The organism is Trinickia dabaoshanensis, assembly GCF_002879885.1.
Lineage (GTDB): Bacteria > Pseudomonadota > Gammaproteobacteria > Burkholderiales > Burkholderiaceae > Trinickia > Trinickia dabaoshanensis.
Genome location: NZ_PNYA01000024.1, coordinates 1 through 23681, shown reverse-complemented (window position 1 = coordinate 23681; position 23681 = coordinate 1). Strand labels below are relative to the sequence as shown.

The window sequence follows — 23681 nt, the reverse complement described above, 5'->3', positions numbered from 1 at the left end:
GCCGATCGCGCGCTCATCCTTGATTCGGCTGCGCGGAGGGCGCCCGGCTCAGGCGTGCCGTCAGCGCTCGGCGAAATTGCAATAGGACGCCCGGCTCGGCGTCGCTCACGGCCCACCACAGCATGCCTTGGTTTTGCCACTGCGCGAGAGCGTAGCCGTCGCTCGTCATCGAGGCCGGCACTCGTTGCGAACCGGCCGCGGTGTCCGGCATCACATAGACATCGACGATGTGCTTGCGATAGCGATACACGAGCACCGCGACGCGATGATGGCCGATGTAGTCCAGACGGCCGCCGGCGAGCGCGAATCCTTCGCCGGCGAGATCCTCGACCGGCGGGGCGTAGTCGATCCGCCCGTTGAACCAGGGCTTGACCGTATGCTGATCCGACGAGATCACGTCGATGTCATGCCCCGAAAGCTGCGCGCGAACATGGCTCGCGACGAGTTCGTCGACGAACGCCGTGCCTGCGCTATCGGGCCGGTGCATGACGAGCGCGACGCTCGCCGCGAACGCCAGCGCGACGGCGGCGACGGCGACGCCCGTGGGCCACGTCAGTGCCGCGGCGCGGCCGCTCGCGCGCGGTCTCCACGGTCTCGTGGTCGCGCCGCGCGGCGTGCTCCACGTGGGCCAAGCCCACCCGAACATCGCTTTGCCGCGCGGCCGATCGGGCGTGTCGCGTATTTCGTTCGCACCGTTCGTCTCGCTCGTTTCAGGCGATTGCGTCGGTGGTGGAGTGTCCGGGCCCGCGTCGTCTACCGTCGATGCGCTGACGGATTCGCCGTCCGGAAGCGCCGCGAGAATACGCTCGCGCAGCGCGCTGGGCGCGCGAAAGTATTCGGTGGCGCGCGTTGCTTCGCTGAGAGCCCGCAGCATTTGCGTCTCACGCCGACATGCCGCGCAGCGGGCCAAGTGCGTCTCGATGTTCAGCGCTTCGGCGGCCGACAGTTCGCCGTCGATCGCGGCGCCGAGGAGCGGGCGGGCTTCATTGCAGTCCATCAGGGCTCTCCTTGGCGGTCGTTTCGGGCGGACGAGGTGCTGGCCCGCGCAGCGGGGCGAGCAAGGCGGCGAGCTTGCGCCGGCCGCGTGCGAGCCGCGACATGACGGTGCCGATGGGCAAATCGGCGACGATCGCAATGTCGCGATAGCTCATATCCTCCAACTCGCGCAGAATCAGCACCTCCCGAAATTCGACGGGCAGCTTTTCCAATGCCTCGCGCACCAGCCGCGTGTGCTCGCCTTGCAACATCAGTATTTGCGGATCGGCAAAGGCAGACGACGTCTCGTCGAAAACGCTCGTTTCGTCGAGGTCGTCGTCGAACGTCGCTAGCTCGAGGCTGTTCGCGCGGCGCCGCCATTCCGTGTACCAGGTGCGGCGCACGATCGCGAGCAGCCAGGGCCGGGCGTTCTCGCCGCGGAACGAACCGAAGAACCGGAACGCGCGCACGAACGCCTCCTGGACGATGTCGTCCGCATCGCCCGGGTTGCCGCTGAGCCAACGCGCGAGGTTGTATGCCGCATCGAGATGCGGCAGCGCCAGTTGCTGGAAACGGCGGGCATGCTCGGCCTCGCCGCCTGGCCCGGCGGCCGTGCGCGGCGCCGGCGTGCTGCTCGCTCGTTTTTCTATCTCGGCCACCGGGGTCGCCTCCTTGGTTGACCGCTGCGATACCGAAGATGCATCGAGTTTATTCCCGCGCGATCGCGTTGTGCGGCTCGTGCTGTCGGCGGGGGAGTGGGCGAACTCGTCGGTCGCCCACTGCGCGCGCGGTGCATGGAGCATCATCGGATCACCGCACGACGATCTTGCCGACCATCATCGGATGGATGCCGCAAAAATAGGCGTAGGTGCCCGGTTTGTCGAGTACGGTCGAGTACGAGTCGTCCGTATCGAGTGCCTGCGACGGCTTGAATGCGCCGGCCGCGCTGACCACCGTATGCGGTTCGTCGTCGCGATTGGTCCAGACGATGCGGGCGCCCGCCGGTACCGTCAATTCTTTGGGCGTGAACGCGAAGTCGTGGATTTCGATGCGATAGGCCGTGCCGTTTTTGCCGGGGGCATCGGCGTCGCCCCCGGCTGCGACCGCGGCGGGGGAGTGAACGAGGACGGTTGCCACGAGCCCGGCGAGCGGCGTGCAGGCGAGTACGCGCAAGAGCGTGCGGCGGCGAGATGCGAATGCGTTCATGACAGCACCTCGTCCGTCAGCGCGAGCGTGCGCCCCGCCTGGACGTGGCGCACTTCGCGCACGCCTAGGTAAGAGGCGAGTTGGCCGGGCGGCACCTCCTTGAGCGGCCCGGGGCCGGGGCCCACACCGGGTGCGGGCTGCGGATAGGCGGTCGAGCGCGCCGTATAGAACGTGACATTGCCTTCCACCTTCTGCTGGATTTGATGGATGTGTCCGTTCAAGACGGTGACCGAGCCGAAGCGGCGCAGCATCGTGAGCGCATCGCCGGCATCGTCGGTGCCCCAACCCCATGTGGGGTACAGCGACCAAAGCGGCATGTGCGCGAACACGACGATCGGCGTTTCCGCGGAACGCGATGCCAAATCCTGCTTGAGCCAAGCGAGTTGGTCGGGCCCGAGCCAGCCGAGGCCGCCGGCCTTCAGGTTCAACACGTTCACGAGCGCCACGAAGTGCACGCCGCGATGATCGAAACTGTACCAGCCGCCTTCCGTTTGCTTTTCGCCGAAGCGATCGAAGAACGCGCGGCCGTTGTCGCCGATGACATCGTGTTCGCCCGGGACGTAGAACGCCCGCTGCGCCTTCGAGCCGCGCATGATCTGATCGACCGTGTCGAATTCGTCCGCGCGCGACAGGTGGGTGAGATCGCCGGTATGGATCAGGAAATCGGGCTGGACGCGTTGCGCATCGATGCGCGCGAGCGCGGCTTTGAACGTGCCGGTTACGTCCGGATTCGGGGCTTTCGTGAAGCCGATATGCGAATCGCTGACTTGTACGAAGCTGAAGGTTGCGTCCTCGAGCGCCTGCGCGGTGCTGTCGCCTTCGGCTTCGCTGCCGAGCGTGCGCGCTTGCAGAACGCCGGCGTGCATCGTCCAAAGTGTGCCGGCGCCGGCCCAGGCCATGCATTTCAGAAAACGGCGGCGGTTCGCCGCCGCGGGGTCGTCGCGGTCGTTATCGTGGTCCATCATGGCTCTCCTGAGAAATCGGCGTACGTTTTTGCACGCGTCGATACGTGTGGGCGGGGCCGTATGCATGCCCTCGGAGAGCGTTACTCGATGACGTCGATGGATATTCCCGCTGCGCCGGGCAAAAAATCGGAAGACGGTAACGCATGGGTCGATGCAGTCTTTGTTTTTGCCCGGGTATTATTGATTTTCTGTTTTCACCCGGATATTATTCGGCTCATCTGCAAATTTCCGGAGTCGTTTATGTCGCCTCACCTCGAGCCTTCGTTGTTTTCGATCTTCGTTGGGCATCGTCATTTGGCGTCCGGCACGCTTCCGACGGTCGCGCTCGCCGGCAAGCATGCGCACGCGGACGGGACGGCGGGCCCGATCTTGATCTTCGAGAACAGGACGGGGCGTTCGATCGATGTGGATACGCGCGGCTCCGACGAGCAACTGCGTGAGCGGTTGAGCCGGCAACCTGGCGCTTGCGCGCCGATTGAGGAGACCGCGCCGGCCGATGCGCAGGCGGCGGACGCGGGCGAGGGCGGCGCACCGCGGGGCCGTGGCCGGCCCAAGCTCGGTGTGGTCGCGCGCGAAGTGACGCTGCTGCCGCGCCATTGGGAATGGCTGGGGACGCAGCCGGGCGGGGCATCGGTGGCACTGCGCAAGCTGGTGGAGGAGGCGCGCCGCAAGCACGCTCAGCGCGACGAAAGGCGTACGGCGCACGAGCGGGCTTACCACTTCATGTCCGCGATGGCGGGCGACCTGCCGGGTTTCGAGGAAGCCTCGCGCGCGTTATTCGCCGACGACGCCGCTCGTATGGAAACGCTCATCGCCGGCTGGCCTGCCGACCTTCGCCGCCATATCGGATGGCTTGCTTTCGGCGATCTGACGCAACCGGCGCCGGCGGCCGCAGCGGGCGCGTGAACTCGGCGATTGGGCTGTCCGCGCTATTTCGGTACGGTGCCGCTTGCGGGGGGGGCGACGGGCGATTGGATCGTGCGTGGGTTTGTCGGGCCGCTTGATCGGCATATTGTCCGGATTGCGGGCGTCCGCACCGCTCACCGGCGCCTGCGGGGGCTGCACCATGGATGCGCCGACATCCTTGGCCGCTCGCTGCCCCCACGCCGCGCCGCTGAGGCAAGCACAAGCCAAGGCGCACGCGAGCGCGGCCCACCGTGCGGCGAGTGTGGTGTTTCGTTCGATGGAATCCAACGTCGGCTCCTTGGCAGCCGGTGTGCTCGCGTGATGCCGCGCCGCCGCCTAACGAGTTTGTGAGCAGCAATTCCTAGGCCCATGCCGCGCGGCGAGGGACCTTCCGTCAGCGTTCCGTTCCGGCTCCGATCGCATCGCGCACTTGCGCACCGATCTCGTAAGAGCGTAGGCGAGCGGCGTGATCGTAGATCTGCCCGGTGAGGATCAATTCGTCGGCTTGCGTCTGCGCGATGATCGATTCGAGCGCCGCGCGCACTGTGTCAGGACTACCGACGGCGGCGCAAGCGAGCGCGTGCCGTACCCCGGCCAGCTCCATCTCCGAGGCGTCCAGTCGATCCACGGGCGGGGGCAACTGCCCGGGGGTGCCGCGTCGCAGCGCGACGAATTGCTGTTGCAGCGATGTGAAGAGCCGCTGGCCCTCGGCATCGGTATCGGCCGCGAAGAGATTGACGCCGACCATCGCATAAGGCGTGGCGAGCGCGGCCGACGGGCGGAATTGCGAACGGTATACATGCAGCGCCGTGAGCAGATGGTCGGGCGCGAAATGCGATGCGAATGCGAACGGCAGACCGAGCGCCGCAGCCAGTTGTGCCGAAAACAGCGACGAACCGAGCAGCCAGATCGGCACGTTCAGGCCGGCGCCGGGTACGGCGCGTACGCGTTGGCCGCTGACCGGTTCGGCGAAATAGCGTTGCAACTCGACGACGTCGTCCGGGAATCGATCGGCGCTTTCATGCAGGTCGCGCCGTAGTGCGCGGGCCGTCGTTTGATCGGTGCCGGGCGCACGCCCCAAACCGAGATCGATCCGATCGGGGTAAAGCGAGGCGAGCGTACCGAACTGCTCGGCAATGACGAGCGGCGCGTGATTGGGCAGCATGACGCCGCCCGAACCGACGCGAATCGTTTTCGTCCCGCCGGCAATGTGGCCGATGACGACCGCCGTCGCCGCGCTGGCGATGCCGGGCATGTTGTGATGTTCGGCGAGCCAAAAACGCTGGTAGCCCCAGCGCTCGGCGTGCTGCGCGAGATCGAGCGAATGGCGGAAGGCGTCGGCGGGCGTTTGACCGAGCGGCACTGGGGATAGATCGAGAACCGAAAACGGAATCATCGTCGAGATGGCTGCGAGGGCGGCGGTTGCGCGCAACGCGGCGCGCCCTCGTCGATAGCAAAGAAATAGGAGAGGCGATTGTGCCAAACGGCGGATATCGGTGCTGGCGACGTGAAATAAGCCATGCGGACGAAAGGGCTACTCGCTGGATAGTTGCATAGCGTTCCGACCGCCGCGGCGCTCTATCTGGGCCGGCACAGCGTTGGACTAATCGCCGTCAGCGCGGTCCTCGTGTTCGCGGGATTCGATTTGTTCCGGCCGGAGTAAGGATTCCAGGCTTCGCCTGGTCGCTACGTTCCGATCGAAACTCAGGCGATTCTGATAGCCGTGACGGCGCCCTCCTAGGATATTCGCTGCTCGATATCACTGGATCAAGGGAAGGGCGGATGAATCCGAATGCGAGGCCAAGGACGCTGGGAGGCGTTCGCTGGGGGCGGTTGATGTCGGCCATGGCCGTGGCCGGTGTGCTGGCACTCAGCGTGCACGTGGTGATGCTGCAAGTGCTGCACGTGCCTTATCCGAGCGCCGTCTTGCGCACGAAGTTTCCCGACTTGCTGAACGGTGCCCTGATGATTTGGGCGGCGATGTGGGTGTACGACGGGTTGCGCGCGCGCTGGCCCGGGCGCTCGGCGTTGCTTTGCGTCGCGATCTTGTTTGCGTTGCTCGCCGGCCTGAATGAGACGCTGCGGGCGGCGTTCATGAGCGGGTATTGCTCGACTCACGCACCTGTGCGTTGGCTGATCGGTTTCCTGGCGAGCGTGCGGCCTCTGAGCATGTACGCCGTGGCCGCCGGCTTAGCGGCCGGTCTTGCCCGATTGCGATCCACGCGGGCGCGCGTTTGCGGGACCGCCGTTGCGGCGCTCTTCTCCGCATACGTCATCGCGCCAGCCTTGGCCGCCGCCGATGCGGTGATCCGGACACACGCCGCGCAGTGGATGCCCGAGGGCGGCTGGTGCGCGCTGCCGTACGGCATCGACGTGCTGATCCCGGCCTACCTGACGTTCCTCGAGCCCGTTTTACTTTCCTTCGCTTGTGCGGCTTTGATTTGGAACCGACTGCCTGGCGGCTTGCCGAGGCGGACGGCGGCGTTCGTCCTGTTGATTCTTGCATTGAAGCGGCACGTGCTCGCTTCGCTGCTCTACGCCGTCTTTGCCCCAGGGCCCGCTATGACGGCGTTCGCGAGCGTGGGGCAGTTTTCGTTGGAGGCAGCCGTGCTCGGGTGCTTGACCGCGCTCGGCTGGCATTGGGCCCGGCCCGTTGCCGTTGACGAACCGGTGGCGGTCGCCGCCGATCGAGGCGCGAGCGCGGGCCGCTGAAGCGGCACGGCTAGGGGTGGGCGCATGAAAAATTACCGTTGCAGAAGTACTGCAACAGCCCCCACGACAGCGCGACCCACCCGGCCCCGATGCCTTGCGTCAAGAGCGCCAGGCCGAAGGCGCGGGAGCTGCCCTGTTTGATCGCCTGCATGCTCCATTGCAACGAGATGCAAAACGCGAGCACATAGACGAGCGGCGCCGCGGCTACGTTCCACAACCACCGGTTGTGCTCGGAGCCCGGGCTATCGAACATCATCGGAAAGATCAGCAGGGAGAGCCCCGCGGCGGCTACGCCGATCGCGCAAACAGCCGTTGTCGCGATGGCGCAAATGGTGACGGCCCATTGGGCCGGCGTTCGATTGGATTGCCCGTTCATGAGGATGTGGTCGCTCTTATTGTCTGACGTGCGGGCGATGTTGCCATGAAAGGTGCGATCCAGGTAAACCCGGGTGTCGAGATTCATTCAAGATTGAACGGGTTGTGCCTATGCTGCAAGGCCCGCCGGGCCGGCTGCCCAGCCAAGTGTGAACCTAAGATTCGCCTATCCTAGAACTTTCTTGAGTTCGACTCATTTAACTTAGTACTTCTGTCGCGTGGATGCGGTGCCGTCCATCCGCCAAGAGGCCGTTTGCCGTCGGCGAATTCTAGCCGCTCCCGCACCGACTGAAGCCATCATTCCAGCGGCGCTTCCTGCTAAGGAAATTCCGTGCGCCCGAACACCTCGCCCGCCGGAGTTCTCCGCCACACACTCGACGGCGCCCATAGAAGGGCGGCATTGGACGTATGCAACGCGACTGTCAAATATGCAAGCCACCCGTGCGGCGCTTTCGACTGGCGAACGCACCGTTAAACGAGTGTCGGCCATGTTCCGCGGCGCAGCCGCTCCCGGCCTCCGAGGAATCCATCCTCCTTGATGCCGTTGGCAATATGACGGTGAAACCTGACGTTGACCGACTACCCCCCCCCACCCACGAGTATCGCTCTAAATATATTCGATCGAAATAACCTCAACACAATTGAGTACGATATTTGAGTTCTTTAGAAGACGGTCGTCTGACAAGAAAAGATAGGCTCGATTTAGAATGGCAGACCTAAAGTTGTTCCAATTTTCCTCAGATTGTGTGATTCCGAACGGTCCCGTAAGGTGAGGGACCGCAGGTTCGAAGGGGTCGTGCAGTGTCATGTGCGTCTTGTTATTGCTTCTTTTTAGGCTTGCGTAGCATATTTTGCTCACTTTGTGATGTTGGTCGGTAATTGGGCTTTCAAACTCGTGAAGCGGCGCGGGGAATTTGAATAGAATCAAGCATGCACTATCCTTGCACCCATCGATACTAATCGTAGTGAGCGCCAATTTTGAATCGATAATGCGACTTCTTTTAATTGCCCGATGTTCTGGCAGCCCGGTGAGACGAATCGTTTTATCGCCGATGACGATTTCCCGATTGTCCGGGTGCATCTGCGAATTTTGTGCTGCTTGACGAATATTGTGAGAGACGTGATCTATCTTCGAAATGTTTGCGTCAAATTGGAATTCGGTTGAGGTCGCAGCTATTTCTCGTGCGCCAATGAAGTTTTCGATAAATTTAATTGCTCGTCGCTTACCTTCTTCGGAAGGGTTTATTAGATCAAGGACGATGAAGCAAAAAGATCCAACGACGAGCATATGACTGTCATCTTCCGCCATATAGGAGCCACCGGGCTTCCGGCATAAAGGAGCCGGGACGTTTTCGGCATAAAGGAGCCACTTCGTTTCCGGCATATAGGAGCCAGCCGATTTTCGGCATATAGGAGCCAGGGGCGGAATCGAGCATCTCGATCGTGATGCTCATTGCAGGCTTAACTTGTGGGGCGTGATCCACCAAGGGAGGCTGCGATGGGCCGACGGAGAATCGAGATGCATCAATATCGACAGGTTCTCGTGCGCATGCGCCACGGGGATTCCGAGCGCGAACTGGCACGCTGTCGCTACATGGGCCGGCGTAAGCTCGCCGCGCTGCGCGAGTTGGCCGAACAACGCGGCTGGCTCAAACCCGACGCGCCGCTACCGGATGACGCCGAGATCGCCGCCGCGCTAGGTCCGCCACACAAGGCAAGCTCGACTGTCTCAGGGCTCGAGGTCCACCGCGCATTAATCGCTTCATGGATCGAGCAGCAAGTGCCCGGCACGGCCATTCTGGCGGCGTTGCGGCGCGAGCACGGCTACACCGGCAGCTATTCGTCGGTTTATCGCATGATCGTTTCGATCAACGCCGATCGTCCGCCCGACGCCACCGTGCCGCTAAGCTTCGCGCCAGGGGAAGCCGCACAAGTCGATTTCGGTGCCGGCCCAATGCTGCCCGACGCTGACGGCGTGTTCAAGCGCACGTGGGCGTTCGTGATGACGCTTGCCTTCTCGCGACACCAGTACGTCGAGTTCGTCTGGGACCAGACGGTCGCGACTTGGCTCGGATGCCATCGCCGCGCGTTCGAATGGTTCGGCGGTGTCCCCACGCGCGTGATCATCGATAACCCCAAATGCGCAATCACGCGTGCCTGTGCATACGATCCCGTCGTGCAACGCGCCTATGCGGAATGTGCCGAAGGGTACGGCTTCCGCATCGATCCTTGCCCACCGGCCGATCCGCCCAAGAAGGGCATCGTGGAAGCCGGCGTCAAATACGTAAAGGGCAACTTCTTGCCGCTGCGCCAGTTCCGCGACTTCACGGACCTGAACGCGCAGGCGCGTCATTGGGTCATGCACGAAGCGGGGCGCCGCATCCACGGCACTACGCGCAAAGTACCGCTCGAGTTGTTCGAACTCGAACGGCCCCTCATGCGAGAACTGCCCGCCGTCGCGCCCGATCTGGGCACCTGGCACAAGGTCTCGGTCCACCGGGACTGCCATGTCGCGCATCAGCGCATGCTGTATTCCGTACCATTCTCGTTGGTCGGCAAGCAATTGTGGCTGCGTGCGACCGATGCTTCGATCTGCATCTACGACGATTACCGACTGGTGGCTTCGCATGTGCGTGGCCGTCGCCCCGGCGAGCGGCTCACCGTGCGCGACCACCTGCCGCCCGAGGCTCGCGCGTTTCTCGCTCACGATCGCCAGTGGTGTCTGGAACAAGCCCAACGTGTGGGGCCGGCCTGTGCGCAGCTCATCGAACTGCTGCTGGCCAATCACATCCTTGAGCGCCTACGTGCGGCGCAAGGCGTCATGCGTTTGCAGAAGCCGTACGGCGCCTCGCGCCTGGAAGCGGCCTGCGCTCGCGCGCTGGCACACGCCAGTCCCTTCTATCGGACCGTCAAGACGATCCTCGTCGGTGGCTTCGACAGGCATCCACTTGCCGATCCGAATGAGCACGTCCACGCCCCCGGCGCGCGTTTCGCCCGCGACGCCCAGTCTCTGTTTGCTCCCGACGCCGACGTGCGTCATTAACCCAGGAGATGGCGATGCAACCCATGCCAGCCTTGACCCCGCATCTGAAGCAATTGCGTCTGTCCGGTATCCTCGACTCGCTCGAAGCGCGCAATCGCCAAGCCATCGATGCGAAGCTCTCTTACGTCGACTTCCTCGCGCTGCTGATCGAAGACGAAGTCGCCCGGCGTGAACAGAAGAAATTTGCGCTGCGCATGCGCCGCGCCGCCTTCCGCACCAGCAAGACACTGGAGCAATTCGACTTCGATCGGCTGCCGCAATTGAACCGCGCGCTCGTGCATGATCTGGCCGGCGGCCGTTACCTCGGCGAACATGCGCCGGTGCTCATCGTCGGACCTTGCGGTACCGGCAAGAGCCACTTGGCGCAGGCTCTCGGCCATTGCGCCGTACGTCAAGGCGTCGACGTGCTGTTCACCACTTGCACCCAGCTCACCACGAGCTTGAATGCCGCTCGCGCCACCGGCGCCTACGAGCGCCGGCTCGCCAGCTTGATGCGCGTCGAATTGCTGATCATCGATGACTTCGGGCTCAAGCCACTACGTCCGCCCGCCGACGAAGATCTGCATGAACTGATCGCCGAACGTTACGAGGCTGCGTCCACCATCGTCACGAGCAACCTCGATCTGACCGAATGGGATCAGGCGTTCCCGGCCAATCGATTGCTCGCCTCGGCCACGCTCGACCGATTGCGTCACAACGCTTACTGCCTAGTGCTCGACGGTCACTCCTATCGAAGCCCGAGGCACCTTCCGGAGCATCACTTGAACCTTGCAAACGGCACCCAAACCGCCCATTCTTGAACCCACCAAGATGCTCGTTTCTACCCGCTTCTACTGGCGCCTATATGCCGGAAATACCCGGCTCCTTTATGCCGGAAGGTGACACATATGACAAAAATGTAGCTCTACCCTCAAATCGAGTTCTGGGACGCGTATGTCGCAGGCGCGCAGGTCGCGAGGCGTCTTCCATCGTCCGTCGACCCATGATCGTTTCATTACCCCGCCCAGGAAAACAAGGCTGCGGGGACGGGGTTCGACACCGAGCATGTAGCCGCGCAAATGAAGTAAATTTCTACTGATCCCACCGAATCCTCTTTGGGCATTGAAGGTTACCTTTAACACCCATCTGAGCAGTAAGTCGAAATCAAATTTCACCGTCCGGGTGTCGATTAGTGCCCGTGCGAAATATTTTCGGTAAAGTGTGCTTGCGTAATCATCGAGGCGACTTAACGGTCCGCTATTGCAAGAGTCACAAGTGTCCTTGACGATTGCGTCGGTGTCAAAATAGCCGCCCGCAGAGTTTGAATAAAATAGTCCACGAGCGTCGCCCGCTCTAAGTAGAAAAGCGGGGAACACGTGCTCTCGCGTTTTCTTCCCAGGCTTTTGACAGTAAATGCAGCCAGCCATGATTTTTGAGAGCGTTAGTTGAAATGACGGTGATTGGGGCGGTTCATTCCTGGTATATGTTAGATTGCACCATACGCAAGGCGCGCAGCCTTCTCGTGAGAGATAAAGTCGGGGTCGCTCCGCGCGACATGCGCTAGATTTGCAATGCGCTCCATTTCTTCAATTTCGAAATGGAAATTCTTATCGCCATCCCAGAGAATAAATTTCTTGTAATGTTGTATCGGAAGGCTGATGCGGCGGGGGCCCGCTTCATACTCGGGATGACGTGTTCCCGGCCTCGTAGACGCAGTGACCAAATCAAAAAAATCGTTGATGACGGGCAGTGATGGAAGTGACAGGAGCATCGGCAGAATCTCGCCAAATCCAAGAATAGCGCTTAAACGCTGATTCATGACTGTAAATGAAAGGCTGAGGCCGTCTATCTCTATCGGGTTAAGCTGTCTCATGTTCCCGAATGTTGGCGCGTCGTTGCTCGTGTCGGTAATGGGTTTACCCTCGGCTTGCCAGAAACGGCGGATCGCGAGCGTCAGCAACGTGAGCAGATAAGGCTTCAGAGTCTGATTCAATAGATTGTCAGGTAATGCAGGTTCTTCACCGCTGAAATATCCTTCGATCGGTCGCGTGAGCCATTCCGCGTACGTCGCGTCGGGCCACTCGGGGAGGCTGGCTTGTACTCTCTCGATGCCATCAAGCAGCGATTCGTCCTCACGCAGGTCGAGTTTGGAACGGTAGTAACGGTCAGATGGAAGTTCGCTCTTGCCAAGGTGGCGTGTTCTGGCGCTTAACAACGCCTTTGTTGCGCTCAGGACATCCACTAGCAGCGACCTCGTAACAAACGATCGGCCTGGGTGCATATAGGCATGGTGGGCCATTGTTGCGAGAAATTCCCACTCCTCACGCGTCAGAGGGTCGTCCCGATAGTAGCGATCACGAAGGACCAGCAATGCCGCCCTTGGCTCCTCTGGCAGCGAGCGGGTGGTTTCCATCGCCCGTCGATCAGCTTCGATGCCGAGTTCCAGCAGACGACGCGCGACCTCTGACGATGAAGACTCCTTCCGGCGGAGTTTGATCGATTCCACTGCGGCCGCCAGAGATTCGCTCAGGCGCATGGTGAAGAGTTGCTTTCTCATGTTTGTGTAAGCGAATTGTGTAAGCGTACGACACTATGCGAGTGCGATGTGCGCTTTGTCAAGCGTGGAATTAGCAGAGACCACGCGGTTAGGGGCGAGAGATGACCTTGGGGAAGGCCGAAGCGATCGGCCGCTTGCGAGCGCGGCTGTGCGTGCAGAAGCGGTCGTTCGGGTAGTCGACGAACGAAGATTGGGCAGGCTTCTAAAAGATCGAGATGACTATGGATTCAGGCGAGCACATACCCAGTGTTGCTGCCACAGGTTGGACCGATCTTGGTCAAAACCACCTTCAATGCGAAGGTCACCTGGGGGATTGATTCCGATAAATTCGTTGAATTGTTAGATGATTTGACCAATTCATACACCCAATCCAAAAGTAATTCGGTCCAGTAAGTCTCGTACGCGTTCATAACCAGCTTTGGAGTATAGAACATCGATCGGACGTAGATTGCTCAATTCGGGAAGAGAGCTTAGTAACCATTTTGCTGCCAGTTCGCCATTCCCAAATACGTCGATTCCTTGACTGAGTGCGCGAAGCAAACGTGTGATTCGATCTGCTTCGACACGGGACAATCGCTGTCGCCGCGAAATTATTTTACAACTCATTGATTTCCGAGTCCCGAACCCGCGCGGCAGCATCGGTGTCGAAGTGTGGAGTAGTCTATTTGACAGTTGACGTACGATGATTAAATCGATTTTATCCGAAATTTGATGGTGCTTCTTATGTGGAGCGATCGCTCGAAACGCTTCGAAGCCGCACTGTCGCTGACCGAATGCGATAGGCTCGACAGGTACCTTGGACGATCGAATCCTGGTTGGATGCACGTGCTTGCGCATACGACGTCGAGTAGAGTTCTTGGCTGACACGAATTTTCTCATAGACGGGAACCTCACTCCGTGTGTTATAAAGCTAGCAATTACTTGCTGATTTAAACGATCGCTTCTCTCTTGGGGCTACGTTGTTAATCGGAGGATGTGAGGTGATGGGCTACTTGCCGATCGATATGTTCTAAGTAGTCGTCGAACAATCGATGACGCGACAGCATCTTCAATGTTTATGGATTTAGAAGGCGCAAGTTCGCACGCATTCAGATGATACTTATCGTCGAGCCACAGCAGGAAGTCAAGCCCCATCCGTTCGGGGAAACCCTCCAAATAGAAGTATCCGCGAATTACCGCAGAGACGATTGACATTTGAGCCGAAATTTGGGAGGTTCTCGTAGAAATTGGATTGGGTGCTGGGCCAACGCCGACCAGCGGCTTCCTGCAATTGGCGCAGTCTGAAATGTCTGCCGTTTTTCCATCCGCTGTACGGCCGATACATACCTTGGCAGCGACTACAGGTGCGCCACACTCCGCGCATCGTTCAGAAAGCGGCACATGGTGGATTGGACAATACCCCCAGTCCTTGAAACGCCATTGTATTCGCAGGTAGGGAATGGCATCAGTCCTCAGGCATGCAAAGCAGACGCGGTAGCTTGGTTCGCCATCTGGTGCGAAGCTTAGAAGCCTCCCGAGTCGTGGTAGTTCGCGAATGGACCGAAAAACATTTCCAAGCAGCCGCAGTCGGGCTAGCGGAACAGCTGTGCCCCTGCCGATATGACAAATATGATCGACTGGTAGTTGAACGTCGGGATCTTGGCGCGGGGGGATGCCGAGATTACCAAGGAGAGTTCGATAGGGGAGGCTGTGCTTTTGGCACACCCGTTGGATCCAGGACGCGGGCGACTCGTCTAGGAACGGGGTCGGTGCAATCAAAAGGCTCGGCGGTCGGTCAATCATTGCATTCCTCGAACAACGAAAATTGCCGGTTCGGTTGTCGTATCGACGTTCCGCCTCGCCGAGAATTACACTTCAGTCTCGCCGCGAGCGACTCCACCAACTGAATGTCGGGTCTTGAGATGCAATCGAGGCGCAGCGCCTCCAGCGCGGTTTGATGAACGTCGATTTCGACGACGTTTTTTGTCGCGCCTATCACACGGGCAAGCCGGTCGAATGCCCGGCAGCAGACAGTGGACGCATCTGAGGTGGGCAAAATGCGGCTTATGCATCCTGCTCGCGGCGCACGCTCGCCTTCCGTAACGATCCCGAAAACCCAAATGAGACGGAGAAACGTGTCGATTGAAATTCCGTCGAACACCCCGAACATGGCGTCGTCGGGCCGTAGGCGAAAATGGTTGGAGCCAAGTAGATACATGGCTTGACTGCTGATCACTAGTTCGCGCGGGTCAGCCTGTTTGATGCGTTGGTTTCGATCTGTCAGGAGACGGCCACACTCGCAAAACTCGACAGATAGCCGCCTCCAACATACGGGGCGGCCGCAGGAGCAGCGGTCAAGAAGGCGGATGCCGTGAAAGGGGCAAGCCGTAATAAGGCAAATTGACCACGCAGCGAGCGCGCGAGTGCGTTCTCTGAGGCAAGCCGGGCAGATCTGCGGACGCGTTTGCCGTAGAAAGTACGGGCGTTGAAATTCATGCCCGAGAAACTGAGCGCCGTATGACTCACCCCGGAAATAGCGTTGCACGAAGGCGCGGTGCAGTCTGATTGGCGTACATCCGAACATGAGGGCGATGGCGCCGACGGATTGAGAAGGAAGATAGAGGTGGCCCGGCGAAGCGAGTTGTCGGGCGAGCTCGTTGAATGTAATGCCGTTCCGCGTAGCCATCCTCAGGGCGAAACCCACGCCATCCTCGTCGGCGTCGATTTCGTCCTGCCGCGGGTAGGGGGCGGTCGAGGAGGGGAACATTAGTCGAATGGGTTTGTTAGACTCGAGTCGGCACCAAAGAGCCGATGGAACGCGAGCCTCAAATGGCTCCTTGCGACTTCGCGTTCGCCACTGTCGATTGCGATCATCGAGACCTCGATGATCAGCGACTTCAATAAGCGCATCATGCCGCGAGTGGACTTGAACACTGGCGTCGCATATTGAGCGCGCAATGGCGACAGGTCGACTTCGGGAATGGCAGACGCGAATGCGCTGAGCATGCCCTGCCACTCCTCATCGTTCTCAAAGGCAGGCAGTGCTACCACCGCGGGAATGCGTGACGAAAGCTGAGGGTCGACCTTTTCGATGCTTCGAAGGGTCTCCGTTCCTGCGAGAAGGACAGGACACTTGGTTTTTGTCAGTAGCCGCTTGGTCCAGTCGATCATATCTGCGCGCGCATCAAGCTTTCGAGCAAGAAAGACATGTTGATATTCATCGATAGCGATCAAACGGATGCCATGCTGTTTTATCGCTTCTTCGAGCAAGTCAAACGAAGAGGCGTTGTTTTTTCGTCCCGACCGGGGCGGTATCGCGTAGTTAAGATTTGCCAGCAGTTCGTCTTGGACCTGGCCGACGCTGGGCGCCTCTTTAAGCGAGGCAGAGAGTACGCTGTTAGGTCGAAGAAACGGCCACTTACACACATTGTGCTGTATGGATTCAATGAGGAATGTTTTGCCCGCGCCGGCTGGCGCGATAACACTTATTCCCGCGGGTACCGAAAGGGCGTTGCCCATTTGGATGACGCGTGCGACCGCATCAAGGGCGGTCTTGAACTTCGTGTGATGAACCCGTGTCCCTGCCACGCGGGCGGCGACCAGTAACGCCTTTTCGCTATAGCTCATGGTGCATCCCCTATGAAGGTCTCGAACGATGGAATCGGCTTCTTCATAACGGGCGGGTCGTCGTCCGAGGCGAATTTCTCAAACGGCCGGATTTGTCCCGAGGATGCCGATGATGGTCCGATAGAGACCGCGCTGACTTGCTGAAAGAGCGCAAAATCGCGGGGGGAGCGCTTGAGTCGTTTTCCAGTTGCGATTGCCGATGCCCAACGTTCTTGCAGGGCAAGCCTTGATTTGCGTAGTACCTCTTCGGCGTTCGCGTGCGTCAGTCGCTCTCTGGTCGCCGCGCGGATCAATCGATGTTGTGTTTGGGAAAGACCAACTGCGTATTCTTGGTCCTTTGCGAAGACCTGTACCCAAGCCGCGGTGCGTGGATGTTGCACGAACGCGCTCCCAAGTTCATACGGGTTGTATGCCATGTTGGCGCGGAAGTTCGTACCGACTTCGCGTCGCATTTGCCCCAGTTCGTCGGATACGTAACTGAGCCACTCGTGGGTGACACCGTCGTGGCGGACCGTTACCGTCTTCTGAATGCCAGCAAGCACATCAAGGCTCAAGGTGGATTCTAGAAATGACGGCGCGGGACACTCGTCCAGGCCGTCTAGGAAAAGATCAATCGGCCGACTGTTTTTTCTGGCATTGATCTCGAAGGGATGCACGTCGACGACCCATTGCAACACTCCAAGACAAAGGTCCGAAAACGTAATGCACGCGGTGACACGCGGGTCAATCGGATCGGGTTGGCGTCCCGGCTTCTGGGGGCGCCCTTGAGCAGGAAGCTGGCGCGTCAGTTCGCCGAGACTTCGCTCGACGGTTGCTTTGAACCAGGGCATCCGAACGGGGCAATACTCCAGATCGCAACACAATTCGTTCACGATAAATTGGAGACGCTTCGAGTGAACCGATAGAGCGTTATCGACTATCAGTGTCTCCCAAAGGCCCATCGCGTGCCATTGATTAGATAGCTTGGCCGCCTCTGTGATGGCGTCTTTCGGTTGGATGGCGAGCTTGATGCTCTGCACAGTCCTCGCGAGCGTTTCTCCTTCGAACGAGACGTAGAAGCCGAGGATGTAGCCGCTATAGCTGCAAACGAGAAACGTGATCGTCGGTCGGCCCAGTGGAATACCCCATCGGTCATCGACTACCCAGATATCGAGCAATGTGTGATCCATCTCGACGCGCTCAAGTGGGCGGGTAGCGTACCTGCCGGGTTTTGAAAACCGCCATTTATGGTTCGCCTCGGCAGTGCCGATTCGCAGACGATCGCGATCGTAAGGTGCCACCTCGTAAGCAATGCGGCGAATTGTCGATGCGCTGACCTGGGCGCGTTCGGATGTGATTCGGCCAGCTTCGACATCCTTCGCAAGCGTCTCGACGACGCGATCGTGGACTGCACGTAGCGTTGACCCATGCTTTCGGAAATAGTGGCGCGCGAGAAGGTGATCTATTACTCGACGAACTTCGGATGGAATGCGCGGTTGGCGCTTGCGGCGTACGTTCCCTGAGATGAGGCAACTCGGATTGCCGCCGCTGCTTTCGAAACATCGCATCCAGCGCATGACGGTTGATGAGCTTGGCGGATGACTATCTCCGATCGCGGCGGAAAATGTTGAGATCGCCTCTGTGATGCGTGACCTTTGCCCCTTCGAGATCCCTTTTCGTAGCAGGTGTCGCACGTATTCGTATGCACGCGCATAGTCGTGTTGATATCGTTCTGGGACGGATGCTATGCATATCACCTTCGATGCGTCGTGGCGCTCGCGATCGCTGGCCGGCTCGGCATCCCGCAACACCTTCACCCTTCCGGCGGTGATGTCTGCGGCTAGTTTTGAAATTCGCTCGCGTCGAATCCTGCCGGTCCGGGCATGCTCCAACTGGACATGGGTGGCGTCCAGAACACGTTGGACCTGCCATTGGGCGTCCCCAACCTGTATTACCAACCCGCGTTCAAGCGCGTACACGGTCATGGGAACCTCCGATCGGATATACAAGTTGGGACCCGGTGAAGCACAGCGATTGACCAATGCGAAGTAGTCGGCGACCGACGAGGTGGAGAACCGCGGACTCTGGTACGCCGGCTTGAGTCGCAAGTTGTCTTATGGCGATCCCTTTCGAATATTTGGAGGCGATGTTGAGTGTTCGAGACGTCACGCTTGATTGCAGGTGACTCCTTGCGTGTCGAAGAAGTACGCCGGCGCGTTCGTGACGCTTGTTGCCGCGAATGAAGTCTTCTGTGGCGATGAGAAATCGGTAGTCTTTGTCGGCTAGCACTCGAGCAGCGGACTCCAGGCGGGGGCTGACCGTCGGGTCAGACGCACGGGCACGTGGCTTCACCTCGACTACGATCGGGCCGCCTGTGTGCATCAGAAGAAAATCCGGCGTGTAGCGCCCTAGACCTCCGAGGGCCAAGGTGAACGGCTGCTCAGATATTGATGAAACATGGGGATCGAGAATTGAGAGCCGGATAAAGTCACGCTCTAGTAGGCTCTCGTATTCGATGGGTGTTGTGCGGAACCACGGGCACGCAACAGTGCCGACTCGCCGATTGGGGGAGCGAGTGACGACCTTTCTGACGCCAGACATAGATTCTCTCCAAGCAATAGCAATCCAGCTTCCCTCAAGGAAGTGCTCGAAGAGGACTTGACACGTCCGAACGCGCATCCGATACTGAACTCGTCACAGTCGTGTATCGAAAGATGCGCGCGAACGCCGCCTAGTCCTCAAGGGTTAGGTGGCGTTTTTATTTCTACATGGGCGTCTCCTTCTGCGCGTGGCTTTCGATCGACATTCCGGCATCTAACGTCAAGCCGCGTTCGCTGCTGACCGAGACAAGGTGTGCCGACAGTGATTTGAAATCAGCCGATGAGAGCGTGGGAAGTGCCTCGGAAATCTGCGCGAAGAAACTGTAGGCGGCTGCGGGCGCCCCTGGAGGAGGGAGGTCGAATTGGCGAGAGACTTGGAAGGCCCGCCACAGTGCCGCTTCCTGTTCCGGTGAAAGGGATAGCACTCCGACGATACGGCGTACGATGCCGCCGTCCTTGGGCATCTTTTTGCCGCATTCAAGTGCTGAGACATATGGTTGACGGAGCCCGATGCGCGAGGCGAACTCGCCTTGCGCCATTTCTAGTTCGGCTCGCAATTGACGCAGTGCAATAGAAAAGGGGCTCATCGCCTGCTCGTGTACTGGCTTCGCTAAACACTAGGAAAAATTTTTCTTTCCTTCAAGAAAAGATTGGTCCATTGGTCAGTGATATGAGGCGTTTGAGTGAATTTTAATCAGTGACTTTTGGTGATTAAAATTAAGCTTTCACAATCGGCACTGTGGTCGTTGGCGATTGCTGCTTGTTTTTAGAGCCATCGAGCCTCGGTGGCGGTAGTTTTGGCTATCTGCCTCATCGCACGACGATTCGTTCGCACGTCGCTCGCTTAATATGGCAGAGATACCATGTTGGCAGCGCATAGCGCGTCGGGAAGCCAGTGGCGAAACGATAAATGGATGATCTTGGGCGGGGGGCGAAGAATGAAAATTGTGCGGTTGACCATCTCGAACTTTCGCGGCATCAGGTCCGCGAATTTGCTGTTCGAAGGGCACACGCTGATGGTTGGGCCAAACAACGTCGGCAAGAGCACCATTTGCGAAGCACTGGACCTCGTGCTCGGGCCAGACCGCCTTAACCGTTTCCCCGCAATTGATGAGTTCGATTTTTACAATGCTAATTATTTGGCGCCTCCTGGAGAGGGGGGCGCCGTACGAGTCCCTGTTCCTCTGCGGATCGAGGTTGTCCTGATTGACCTGAGCGTCGAGGTTGATGGGAAGTGCGGCGGGCACATCGAGTTCTGGCATGTGGGGGAGAAGCGCCTGTTGGGTTCTGGCGAAGCCGCGATAGCTAACCCTCCCTTCGCTGTGCCATGCCTTCGGCTGGAAACTACGGGCAAATATGACCCGGATGAAGACGAGTTCGAGGCGCGTACGTTCTTTTCGCATAGCCCGGACGCTGAAGCGGGAGAGCTAACGCCGGTTCCGAGGTCAATCAAAAGGCTCTTTGGCTTTTTATATCTTCGGGCCTTGCGCACAGGGTCGCGCGCGCTCAGCCTTGAGCGCGGATCGTTGCTCGATATCATTTTGAGGGCGAAAGGTGTGCGAACGCGGCTTTGGGAGAAGACCATTGAAAGCTTGCGTGGACTCGACATCGAGGCCGACGCTGAAGAGATTGCTCCGGTGCTGCGGTCGGTGGAGAAGAGGCTTTCGCGCTACATCGCGCTTGAGGCGCCAGGAAATGCGACCCGACTCCATGTTTCGGAACTTACGCGCGAGCACCTGCGTAAGACGATGTCCTTTTTCTTGGCGATATCGGCTGACCAGGGGCATGTCCCTTTCGCACATGCCGGCACAGGCACCGTCAATACGTTGGTACTCGCACTGTTATCGTTCATCGCAGAACTTAAACCAGAGACGGTGATTTTCGCGATGGAGGAGCCCGAGATCGCGGTGGCGCCTCACACTCAGCGACGTATTGCCGACTACTTGCTTACTAAGACGACGCAGACGTTCGTGACCTCGCACTCGCCGTTTGTGATTGAGCGATTTGAGCCTGCGCAGACCTTGCTGCTCGCGCGCATCGGGGGCGATGTCAGCTCGAAGAAGGTTTCCGAGGCTACCGGTCTCAAGGACAACGAGTTCAAGCGTTACGCAAGGTGGGGCCTCTCGGAGTGCATGCTCGGAAAGGCAGCAATCGTAGTTGAGGGATTGACCGAGCTGCATGCGCTGCCGGTCGCGGCCAGGCGCATGGAAGAGCAAAATCCCGAATTGCAGCCGCTGGACATTGCGGGTGCGGCATTCTTCAACTCGGACGGCGACGGCAATGGCCCCAAGTTTGGCAAGTTCTTTAAGGCGCTGGGGCTGAAAACCATCGCATTCTACGACCACAAGCCCGCGCGGCCAGAGGACCAGAAGGCGAGCTATGCGGAGGCTTTTGAGATCAACTGCGAGCATGTTCACAAAGGCTTCGAAGATTTGATTGCTATGGAGATGCCCGCTGACCGGTTGTGGAGTTTTCTTTCAGCGATTAAAGGTAGCGGGGAGTCGGGTAAGGTGGGCATCCCAGCTGAGCGTCCGGGCGATGACGATGTGCGCGCGACGGTAAAAAAGGCGCTCGCGAGTAATAAGGGCGCAGGCTGGGCCGCGCGGCTCTTCGAGGAGTGCGAATTCGGCGAGTTGCCTCCCACGGTCGTTAGCTTTTTGAATTCGGTATTCGCGCTGTTCCCGCCTCCGCCATCGATTGCCGACGAACCGGATCCGGCGGAGCCGGAGTTGTTCGCCTGAGCATGGACGAAATCTGCCAGCTTCGGGAAGCCGTATTAGCGTGCGAGGGGCATGCGCTAGTGCTTGGCGGTCCTGGTAGCGGCAAGACGACAATCGCACTGCGCAAGGCGGTCAAGCGCATCAAGGAGGGAATGGCGCCTGGGCAATCCGCGCTGTTCCTCAGCTTTTCGCGTGCTGCTGTCTCGCGCATCGCGGACGCAGCCAAGCTGGAGGCGAGTAAGGGGGAGCGTAGCCAACTTTCGATCCAGACTTTCCATTCGTTCTTCTGGGAAGTTCTCAAAACGCACGCTTACCTCTTGGGCGCGCCTCGCAAGCTATCGATTCTGCTGCCGCAGGACGAAAAGGCCATCAGTGGAGGGATCGACGAAGAGGACGAAGGCTGGGCGCAATGGGTATCCGAGCGCGAGCGACTGTTTAGACAAGAAGGGCGGATCGCGTTTGACCTTTTTGCCCCCAACGCTGCCGAGTTGCTGGCAACGAGTTCTTACCTGTTGAGGTCGATCGGGCAACGCTATCCAATCATCATTGTTGACGAGGCTCAAGACACCGGCCAACACGCTTGGCGATGTGTAGAGATGTTGGCGTCTCATACGCAGATCATTTGCCTGGCCGACCTCGATCAACAGATCTTTGACTACCTCCCAGGCGTTGGTCCTGAGCGAGTCGACGCTATTCGCGCGACTCTACAACCAATGGAAGTTGACTTTGGATTACAGAATCATCGCAGCCCGGATTCGGAGATTCTGACTTTCGGCAACGACATTCTGAACGGTGTCGTTCGAGGCGCGCCCTATAAGGGGGTTTCGGCACTTCGATACCGTCCTGAAAATCCTCCCCCCAACTGGAATCACCTGCTGCGATGGGCGCTCCGCGAAGTGATTCGAGCAGTTAAAGCTTCGACGGACAGGTCGATCGAAACCATAGCGATCCTGGTGCCGAACAATCGAAGCGCGTTAAAGATGTCTAATGCGCTCAACGCTCTAGGATCGAACGACGGCAAACCCGTGAAGCATAAGCTTCTTTTCGATGAGGCACAGGCCCTTCTGTCCGCCCGACTTGCTGCGTTCTTGCTTGAGCCGAAGGTCACAGAAAACACCGAGGCCGATCTTGCGACATGTCTCGAAATGATCGCCGCCGGGAAGCGCTCCACCGGGAAGGGCCGTACGGCAGTCGCCAAGCTTCTTGAGCAGGCGACAAAGATTCGGTCAGGCAAAGCGCTTACGGTGAAGATCGCAAAGGCCATCCGAATCCTGTTTGCAGAACTTCGATCAAAAGGCTTCTCTGGGGACCCATCGAAGGACTGGATCTTGGTTAAGCAGACGCTTCGCAACAGCGGGCACGCGGAATTGGAAAGTGTGGCGAATCAACTCGATTTCCTGGTGGCTTTCCAACGGGGCAACCGAATTTCGGCCAGCTTGGCTGCCGTATGGCTTCGAGACGGGGCCTATACGAACGCGCGTGCTGCCTTGGATGCGGCACTAGCACAGGAGCAAATCGTCGATGGCGTGGAGCCACCCACCGGCCTGCTGGTGATGAACTTCCACAAGGCTAAGGGTAAGCAGTTCGACGGCGTGATCATCGTTCGAGAGGCCCGCCGGACTAACGCGGGTGTCGACTCATCGTTCATATGGAGAGGCGATATCCCACCGTATTCCAAGAGCAGGAAAGTATTGCGTGTCGGGCTGACCCGCGCGCGCGTACATGCGATTATCCTTGATCCGCTGTGGCCGGTTTGCCCGCTTCTCGAGGGGCATAAGCTTACGGTGGCGGGCACGAGGGAGTAACCCACGCCGAACAGATGGAGAATGTCAACTTTAGACGACCATTCGCGACTCTGTATGGACGCCGACTCAAGTCGCCTGCAGTAATTACTGCAATTGAGCTGCACGCAGTCGGATAACTCAAATGTGTGAGCTTGCCCCCGAAAAACGAATCCCTTGCTGAGCGTTTAAACTCAAGCAAGGAGAGTCAAGAAGATGAGCAAGACAACGCGGGCGCGCTACACGCTCGAATTCAAGCTGGAAGCGGTTCGGCTGG

Annotated in this window: 21 protein-coding genes; 6 read left to right on the top strand and 15 right to left on the bottom strand. The window is 59.3% G+C overall.

Annotated elements, in window-relative coordinates; all coding sequences use genetic code 11:
* Positions 1 to 13 precede the first annotated feature (13 nt).
* The 4 genes from C0Z18_RS23175 to C0Z18_RS23160 all read right to left on the bottom strand — a co-directional run bounded on the left by C0Z18_RS23175 (position 14) and on the right by C0Z18_RS23160 (position 3146).
* Entirely contained in the window at positions 14 to 997 is a 984-nt protein-coding gene (locus C0Z18_RS23175) for an anti-sigma factor family protein (protein WP_102647793.1), read from the bottom strand.
* Positions 984 to 1634: an RNA polymerase sigma factor gene (locus tag C0Z18_RS33615; RefSeq protein WP_408647102.1), complete on the bottom strand. Its 651-nt coding sequence runs from the start codon at positions 1632 to 1634 to the stop codon at positions 984 to 986. Before C0Z18_RS33615 ends, C0Z18_RS23175 begins: the two co-directional genes overlap by 14 nt.
* A 151-nt stretch (positions 1635 to 1785) precedes the next feature.
* Positions 1786 to 2181 (bottom strand): cupredoxin domain-containing protein, encoded by a 396-nt coding sequence (locus C0Z18_RS23165; RefSeq protein WP_102647792.1) that lies wholly within the window; start codon positions 2179 to 2181, stop codon positions 1786 to 1788.
* Positions 2178 to 3146, bottom strand: a complete 969-nt coding sequence (locus C0Z18_RS23160) for a metallophosphoesterase family protein (RefSeq protein WP_102647791.1) — start codon at positions 3144 to 3146, stop codon at positions 2178 to 2180. Before C0Z18_RS23160 ends, C0Z18_RS23165 begins: the two co-directional genes overlap by 4 nt.
* A gap of 240 nt (positions 3147 to 3386) precedes the next feature.
* Between C0Z18_RS23160 and C0Z18_RS23155 the strand changes: the two genes are divergently transcribed.
* On the top strand, positions 3387 to 4052 hold the full coding sequence (locus tag C0Z18_RS23155; RefSeq protein WP_102647877.1) for a DUF2239 family protein: 666 nt from the start codon (positions 3387 to 3389) through the stop codon (positions 4050 to 4052).
* Between the two features lie 394 nt (positions 4053 to 4446).
* Here C0Z18_RS23155 and C0Z18_RS23145 read toward each other — a convergent pair whose 3' ends face one another.
* Entirely contained in the window at positions 4447 to 5448 is a 1002-nt protein-coding gene (locus tag C0Z18_RS23145; protein ID WP_102647876.1) for an LLM class flavin-dependent oxidoreductase, read from the bottom strand.
* A 386-nt stretch (positions 5449 to 5834) separates the two neighbouring features.
* Here C0Z18_RS23145 and C0Z18_RS23140 point away from each other — a divergent pair, with 386 nt between their 5' ends.
* Positions 5835 to 6764: a hypothetical protein gene (locus tag C0Z18_RS23140; RefSeq protein ID WP_146014080.1), complete on the top strand. Its 930-nt coding sequence runs from the start codon at positions 5835 to 5837 to the stop codon at positions 6762 to 6764.
* A gap of 10 nt (positions 6765 to 6774) precedes the next feature.
* Here the strand turns inward: C0Z18_RS23140 and C0Z18_RS23135 are convergent, their stop codons facing one another.
* Together C0Z18_RS23135 and C0Z18_RS32780 are read right to left on the bottom strand one after the other, a co-directional pair.
* On the bottom strand, positions 6775 to 7140 hold the full coding sequence (locus tag C0Z18_RS23135) for a hypothetical protein (protein WP_146014079.1): 366 nt from the start codon (positions 7138 to 7140) through the stop codon (positions 6775 to 6777).
* A 606-nt stretch (positions 7141 to 7746) separates the two neighbouring features.
* A complete protein-coding gene (locus tag C0Z18_RS32780; RefSeq protein WP_146014078.1) occupies positions 7747 to 8523 on the bottom strand; it encodes a hypothetical protein in 777 nt (258 codons plus the stop codon).
* Between the two features lie 135 nt (positions 8524 to 8658).
* Here C0Z18_RS32780 and istA point away from each other — a divergent pair, with 135 nt between their 5' ends.
* The gene (gene istA / locus C0Z18_RS23130) at positions 8659 to 10182 is read left to right on the top strand and encodes an IS21 family transposase (protein ID WP_102647788.1); all 1524 of its coding nucleotides are present in this window, start codon (positions 8659 to 8661) and stop codon (positions 10180 to 10182) included.
* Positions 10183 to 10196: 14 nt separating this feature from the next.
* The gene (istB, locus tag C0Z18_RS23125) at positions 10197 to 10982 is read left to right on the top strand and encodes an IS21-like element helper ATPase IstB (protein ID WP_102647875.1); all 786 of its coding nucleotides are present in this window, start codon (positions 10197 to 10199) and stop codon (positions 10980 to 10982) included.
* A 665-nt stretch (positions 10983 to 11647) separates the two neighbouring features.
* Here the strand turns inward: istB and C0Z18_RS23120 are convergent.
* The 8 genes from C0Z18_RS23120 to C0Z18_RS23080 all read right to left on the bottom strand — a co-directional run bounded on the left by C0Z18_RS23120 (position 11648) and on the right by C0Z18_RS23080 (position 19490).
* A complete protein-coding gene (locus tag C0Z18_RS23120) occupies positions 11648 to 12718 on the bottom strand; it encodes a hypothetical protein (RefSeq protein WP_102647787.1) in 1071 nt (356 codons plus the stop codon).
* 357 nt (positions 12719 to 13075) lie between these two features.
* Complete coding sequence (locus tag C0Z18_RS33925) at positions 13076 to 13324, bottom strand: antitoxin Xre/MbcA/ParS toxin-binding domain-containing protein (protein WP_408647104.1); 249 nt, start codon at positions 13322 to 13324, stop codon at positions 13076 to 13078.
* 348 nt (positions 13325 to 13672) lie between these two features.
* On the bottom strand, positions 13673 to 14500 hold the full coding sequence (locus C0Z18_RS33920; RefSeq protein ID WP_102647785.1) for a TniQ family protein: 828 nt from the start codon (positions 14498 to 14500) through the stop codon (positions 13673 to 13675).
* Entirely contained in the window at positions 14493 to 15464 is a 972-nt protein-coding gene (locus C0Z18_RS23100; protein ID WP_102647784.1) for a TniQ family protein, read from the bottom strand. Before C0Z18_RS23100 ends, C0Z18_RS33920 begins: the two co-directional genes overlap by 8 nt.
* Positions 15464 to 16324 (bottom strand): TniB family NTP-binding protein, encoded by an 861-nt coding sequence (locus C0Z18_RS23095; protein ID WP_102647783.1) that lies wholly within the window; start codon positions 16322 to 16324, stop codon positions 15464 to 15466. The genes C0Z18_RS23100 and C0Z18_RS23095 overlap by 1 nt, the downstream gene beginning before the upstream one ends.
* Positions 16321 to 18288, bottom strand: coding sequence for a DDE-type integrase/transposase/recombinase (locus tag C0Z18_RS23090; protein WP_102647782.1), 1968 nt, complete (start codon positions 18286 to 18288; stop codon positions 16321 to 16323). Before C0Z18_RS23090 ends, C0Z18_RS23095 begins: the two co-directional genes overlap by 4 nt.
* Complete coding sequence (locus C0Z18_RS23085; protein ID WP_102647873.1) at positions 18269 to 18904, bottom strand: TnsA endonuclease N-terminal domain-containing protein; 636 nt, start codon at positions 18902 to 18904, stop codon at positions 18269 to 18271. The genes C0Z18_RS23090 and C0Z18_RS23085 overlap by 20 nt, the downstream gene beginning before the upstream one ends.
* 163 nt (positions 18905 to 19067) lie before the next feature.
* Complete coding sequence (locus C0Z18_RS23080; protein WP_102647781.1) at positions 19068 to 19490, bottom strand: helix-turn-helix domain-containing protein; 423 nt, start codon at positions 19488 to 19490, stop codon at positions 19068 to 19070.
* Between the two features lie 351 nt (positions 19491 to 19841).
* Here C0Z18_RS23080 and C0Z18_RS23075 point away from each other — a divergent pair, with 351 nt between their 5' ends.
* Both C0Z18_RS23075 and C0Z18_RS23070 read left to right on the top strand, forming a co-directional pair.
* The gene (locus tag C0Z18_RS23075) at positions 19842 to 21644 is read left to right on the top strand and encodes an ATP-dependent nuclease (protein WP_102647872.1); all 1803 of its coding nucleotides are present in this window, start codon (positions 19842 to 19844) and stop codon (positions 21642 to 21644) included.
* A 2-nt stretch (positions 21645 to 21646) separates the two neighbouring features.
* Entirely contained in the window at positions 21647 to 23428 is a 1782-nt protein-coding gene (locus C0Z18_RS23070) for a UvrD-helicase domain-containing protein (RefSeq protein WP_102647780.1), read from the top strand.
* Positions 23429 to 23681 lie beyond the last annotated feature (253 nt).

What these genes read in the sequence shown, in the direction of transcription:
- C0Z18_RS23175 (WP_102647793.1), bottom strand. Translation starts at nt 997, where the DNA reads ATGGACTGCAATGAAGCCCGCCCGCTCCTCGGCGCCGCGATCGACGGC.
- C0Z18_RS23165 (WP_102647792.1), bottom strand. Translation starts at nt 2,181, where the DNA reads ATGAACGCATTCGCATCTCGCCGCCGCACGCTCTTGCGCGTACTCGCC.
- C0Z18_RS23160 (WP_102647791.1), bottom strand. Translation starts at nt 3,146, where the DNA reads ATGATGGACCACGATAACGACCGCGACGACCCCGCGGCGGCGAACCGC.
- C0Z18_RS23155 (WP_102647877.1), top strand. Translation starts at nt 3,387, where the DNA reads ATGTCGCCTCACCTCGAGCCTTCGTTGTTTTCGATCTTCGTTGGGCAT.
- C0Z18_RS23145 (WP_102647876.1), bottom strand. Translation starts at nt 5,448, where the DNA reads ATGATTCCGTTTTCGGTTCTCGATCTATCCCCAGTGCCGCTCGGTCAA.
- C0Z18_RS23140 (WP_146014080.1), top strand. Translation starts at nt 5,835, where the DNA reads ATGAATCCGAATGCGAGGCCAAGGACGCTGGGAGGCGTTCGCTGGGGG.
- C0Z18_RS23135 (WP_146014079.1), bottom strand. Translation starts at nt 7,140, where the DNA reads ATGAACGGGCAATCCAATCGAACGCCGGCCCAATGGGCCGTCACCATT.
- C0Z18_RS32780 (WP_146014078.1), bottom strand. Translation starts at nt 8,523, where the DNA reads ATGCCGGAAACGAAGTGGCTCCTTTATGCCGAAAACGTCCCGGCTCCT.
- istA (WP_102647788.1), top strand. Translation starts at nt 8,659, where the DNA reads ATGCATCAATATCGACAGGTTCTCGTGCGCATGCGCCACGGGGATTCC.
- istB (WP_102647875.1), top strand. Translation starts at nt 10,197, where the DNA reads ATGCAACCCATGCCAGCCTTGACCCCGCATCTGAAGCAATTGCGTCTG.
- C0Z18_RS23120 (WP_102647787.1), bottom strand. Translation starts at nt 12,718, where the DNA reads ATGAGAAAGCAACTCTTCACCATGCGCCTGAGCGAATCTCTGGCGGCC.
- C0Z18_RS33925 (WP_408647104.1), bottom strand. Translation starts at nt 13,324, where the DNA reads ATGAGTTGTAAAATAATTTCGCGGCGACAGCGATTGTCCCGTGTCGAA.
- C0Z18_RS33920 (WP_102647785.1), bottom strand. Translation starts at nt 14,500, where the DNA reads ATGATTGACCGACCGCCGAGCCTTTTGATTGCACCGACCCCGTTCCTA.
- C0Z18_RS23100 (WP_102647784.1), bottom strand. Translation starts at nt 15,464, where the DNA reads ATGTTCCCCTCCTCGACCGCCCCCTACCCGCGGCAGGACGAAATCGAC.
- C0Z18_RS23095 (WP_102647783.1), bottom strand. Translation starts at nt 16,324, where the DNA reads ATGAGCTATAGCGAAAAGGCGTTACTGGTCGCCGCCCGCGTGGCAGGG.
- C0Z18_RS23090 (WP_102647782.1), bottom strand. Translation starts at nt 18,288, where the DNA reads ATGACCGTGTACGCGCTTGAACGCGGGTTGGTAATACAGGTTGGGGAC.
- C0Z18_RS23085 (WP_102647873.1), bottom strand. Translation starts at nt 18,904, where the DNA reads ATGTCTGGCGTCAGAAAGGTCGTCACTCGCTCCCCCAATCGGCGAGTC.
- C0Z18_RS23080 (WP_102647781.1), bottom strand. Translation starts at nt 19,490, where the DNA reads ATGAGCCCCTTTTCTATTGCACTGCGTCAATTGCGAGCCGAACTAGAA.
- C0Z18_RS23075 (WP_102647872.1), top strand. Translation starts at nt 19,842, where the DNA reads ATGAAAATTGTGCGGTTGACCATCTCGAACTTTCGCGGCATCAGGTCC.
- C0Z18_RS23070 (WP_102647780.1), top strand. Translation starts at nt 21,647, where the DNA reads ATGGACGAAATCTGCCAGCTTCGGGAAGCCGTATTAGCGTGCGAGGGG.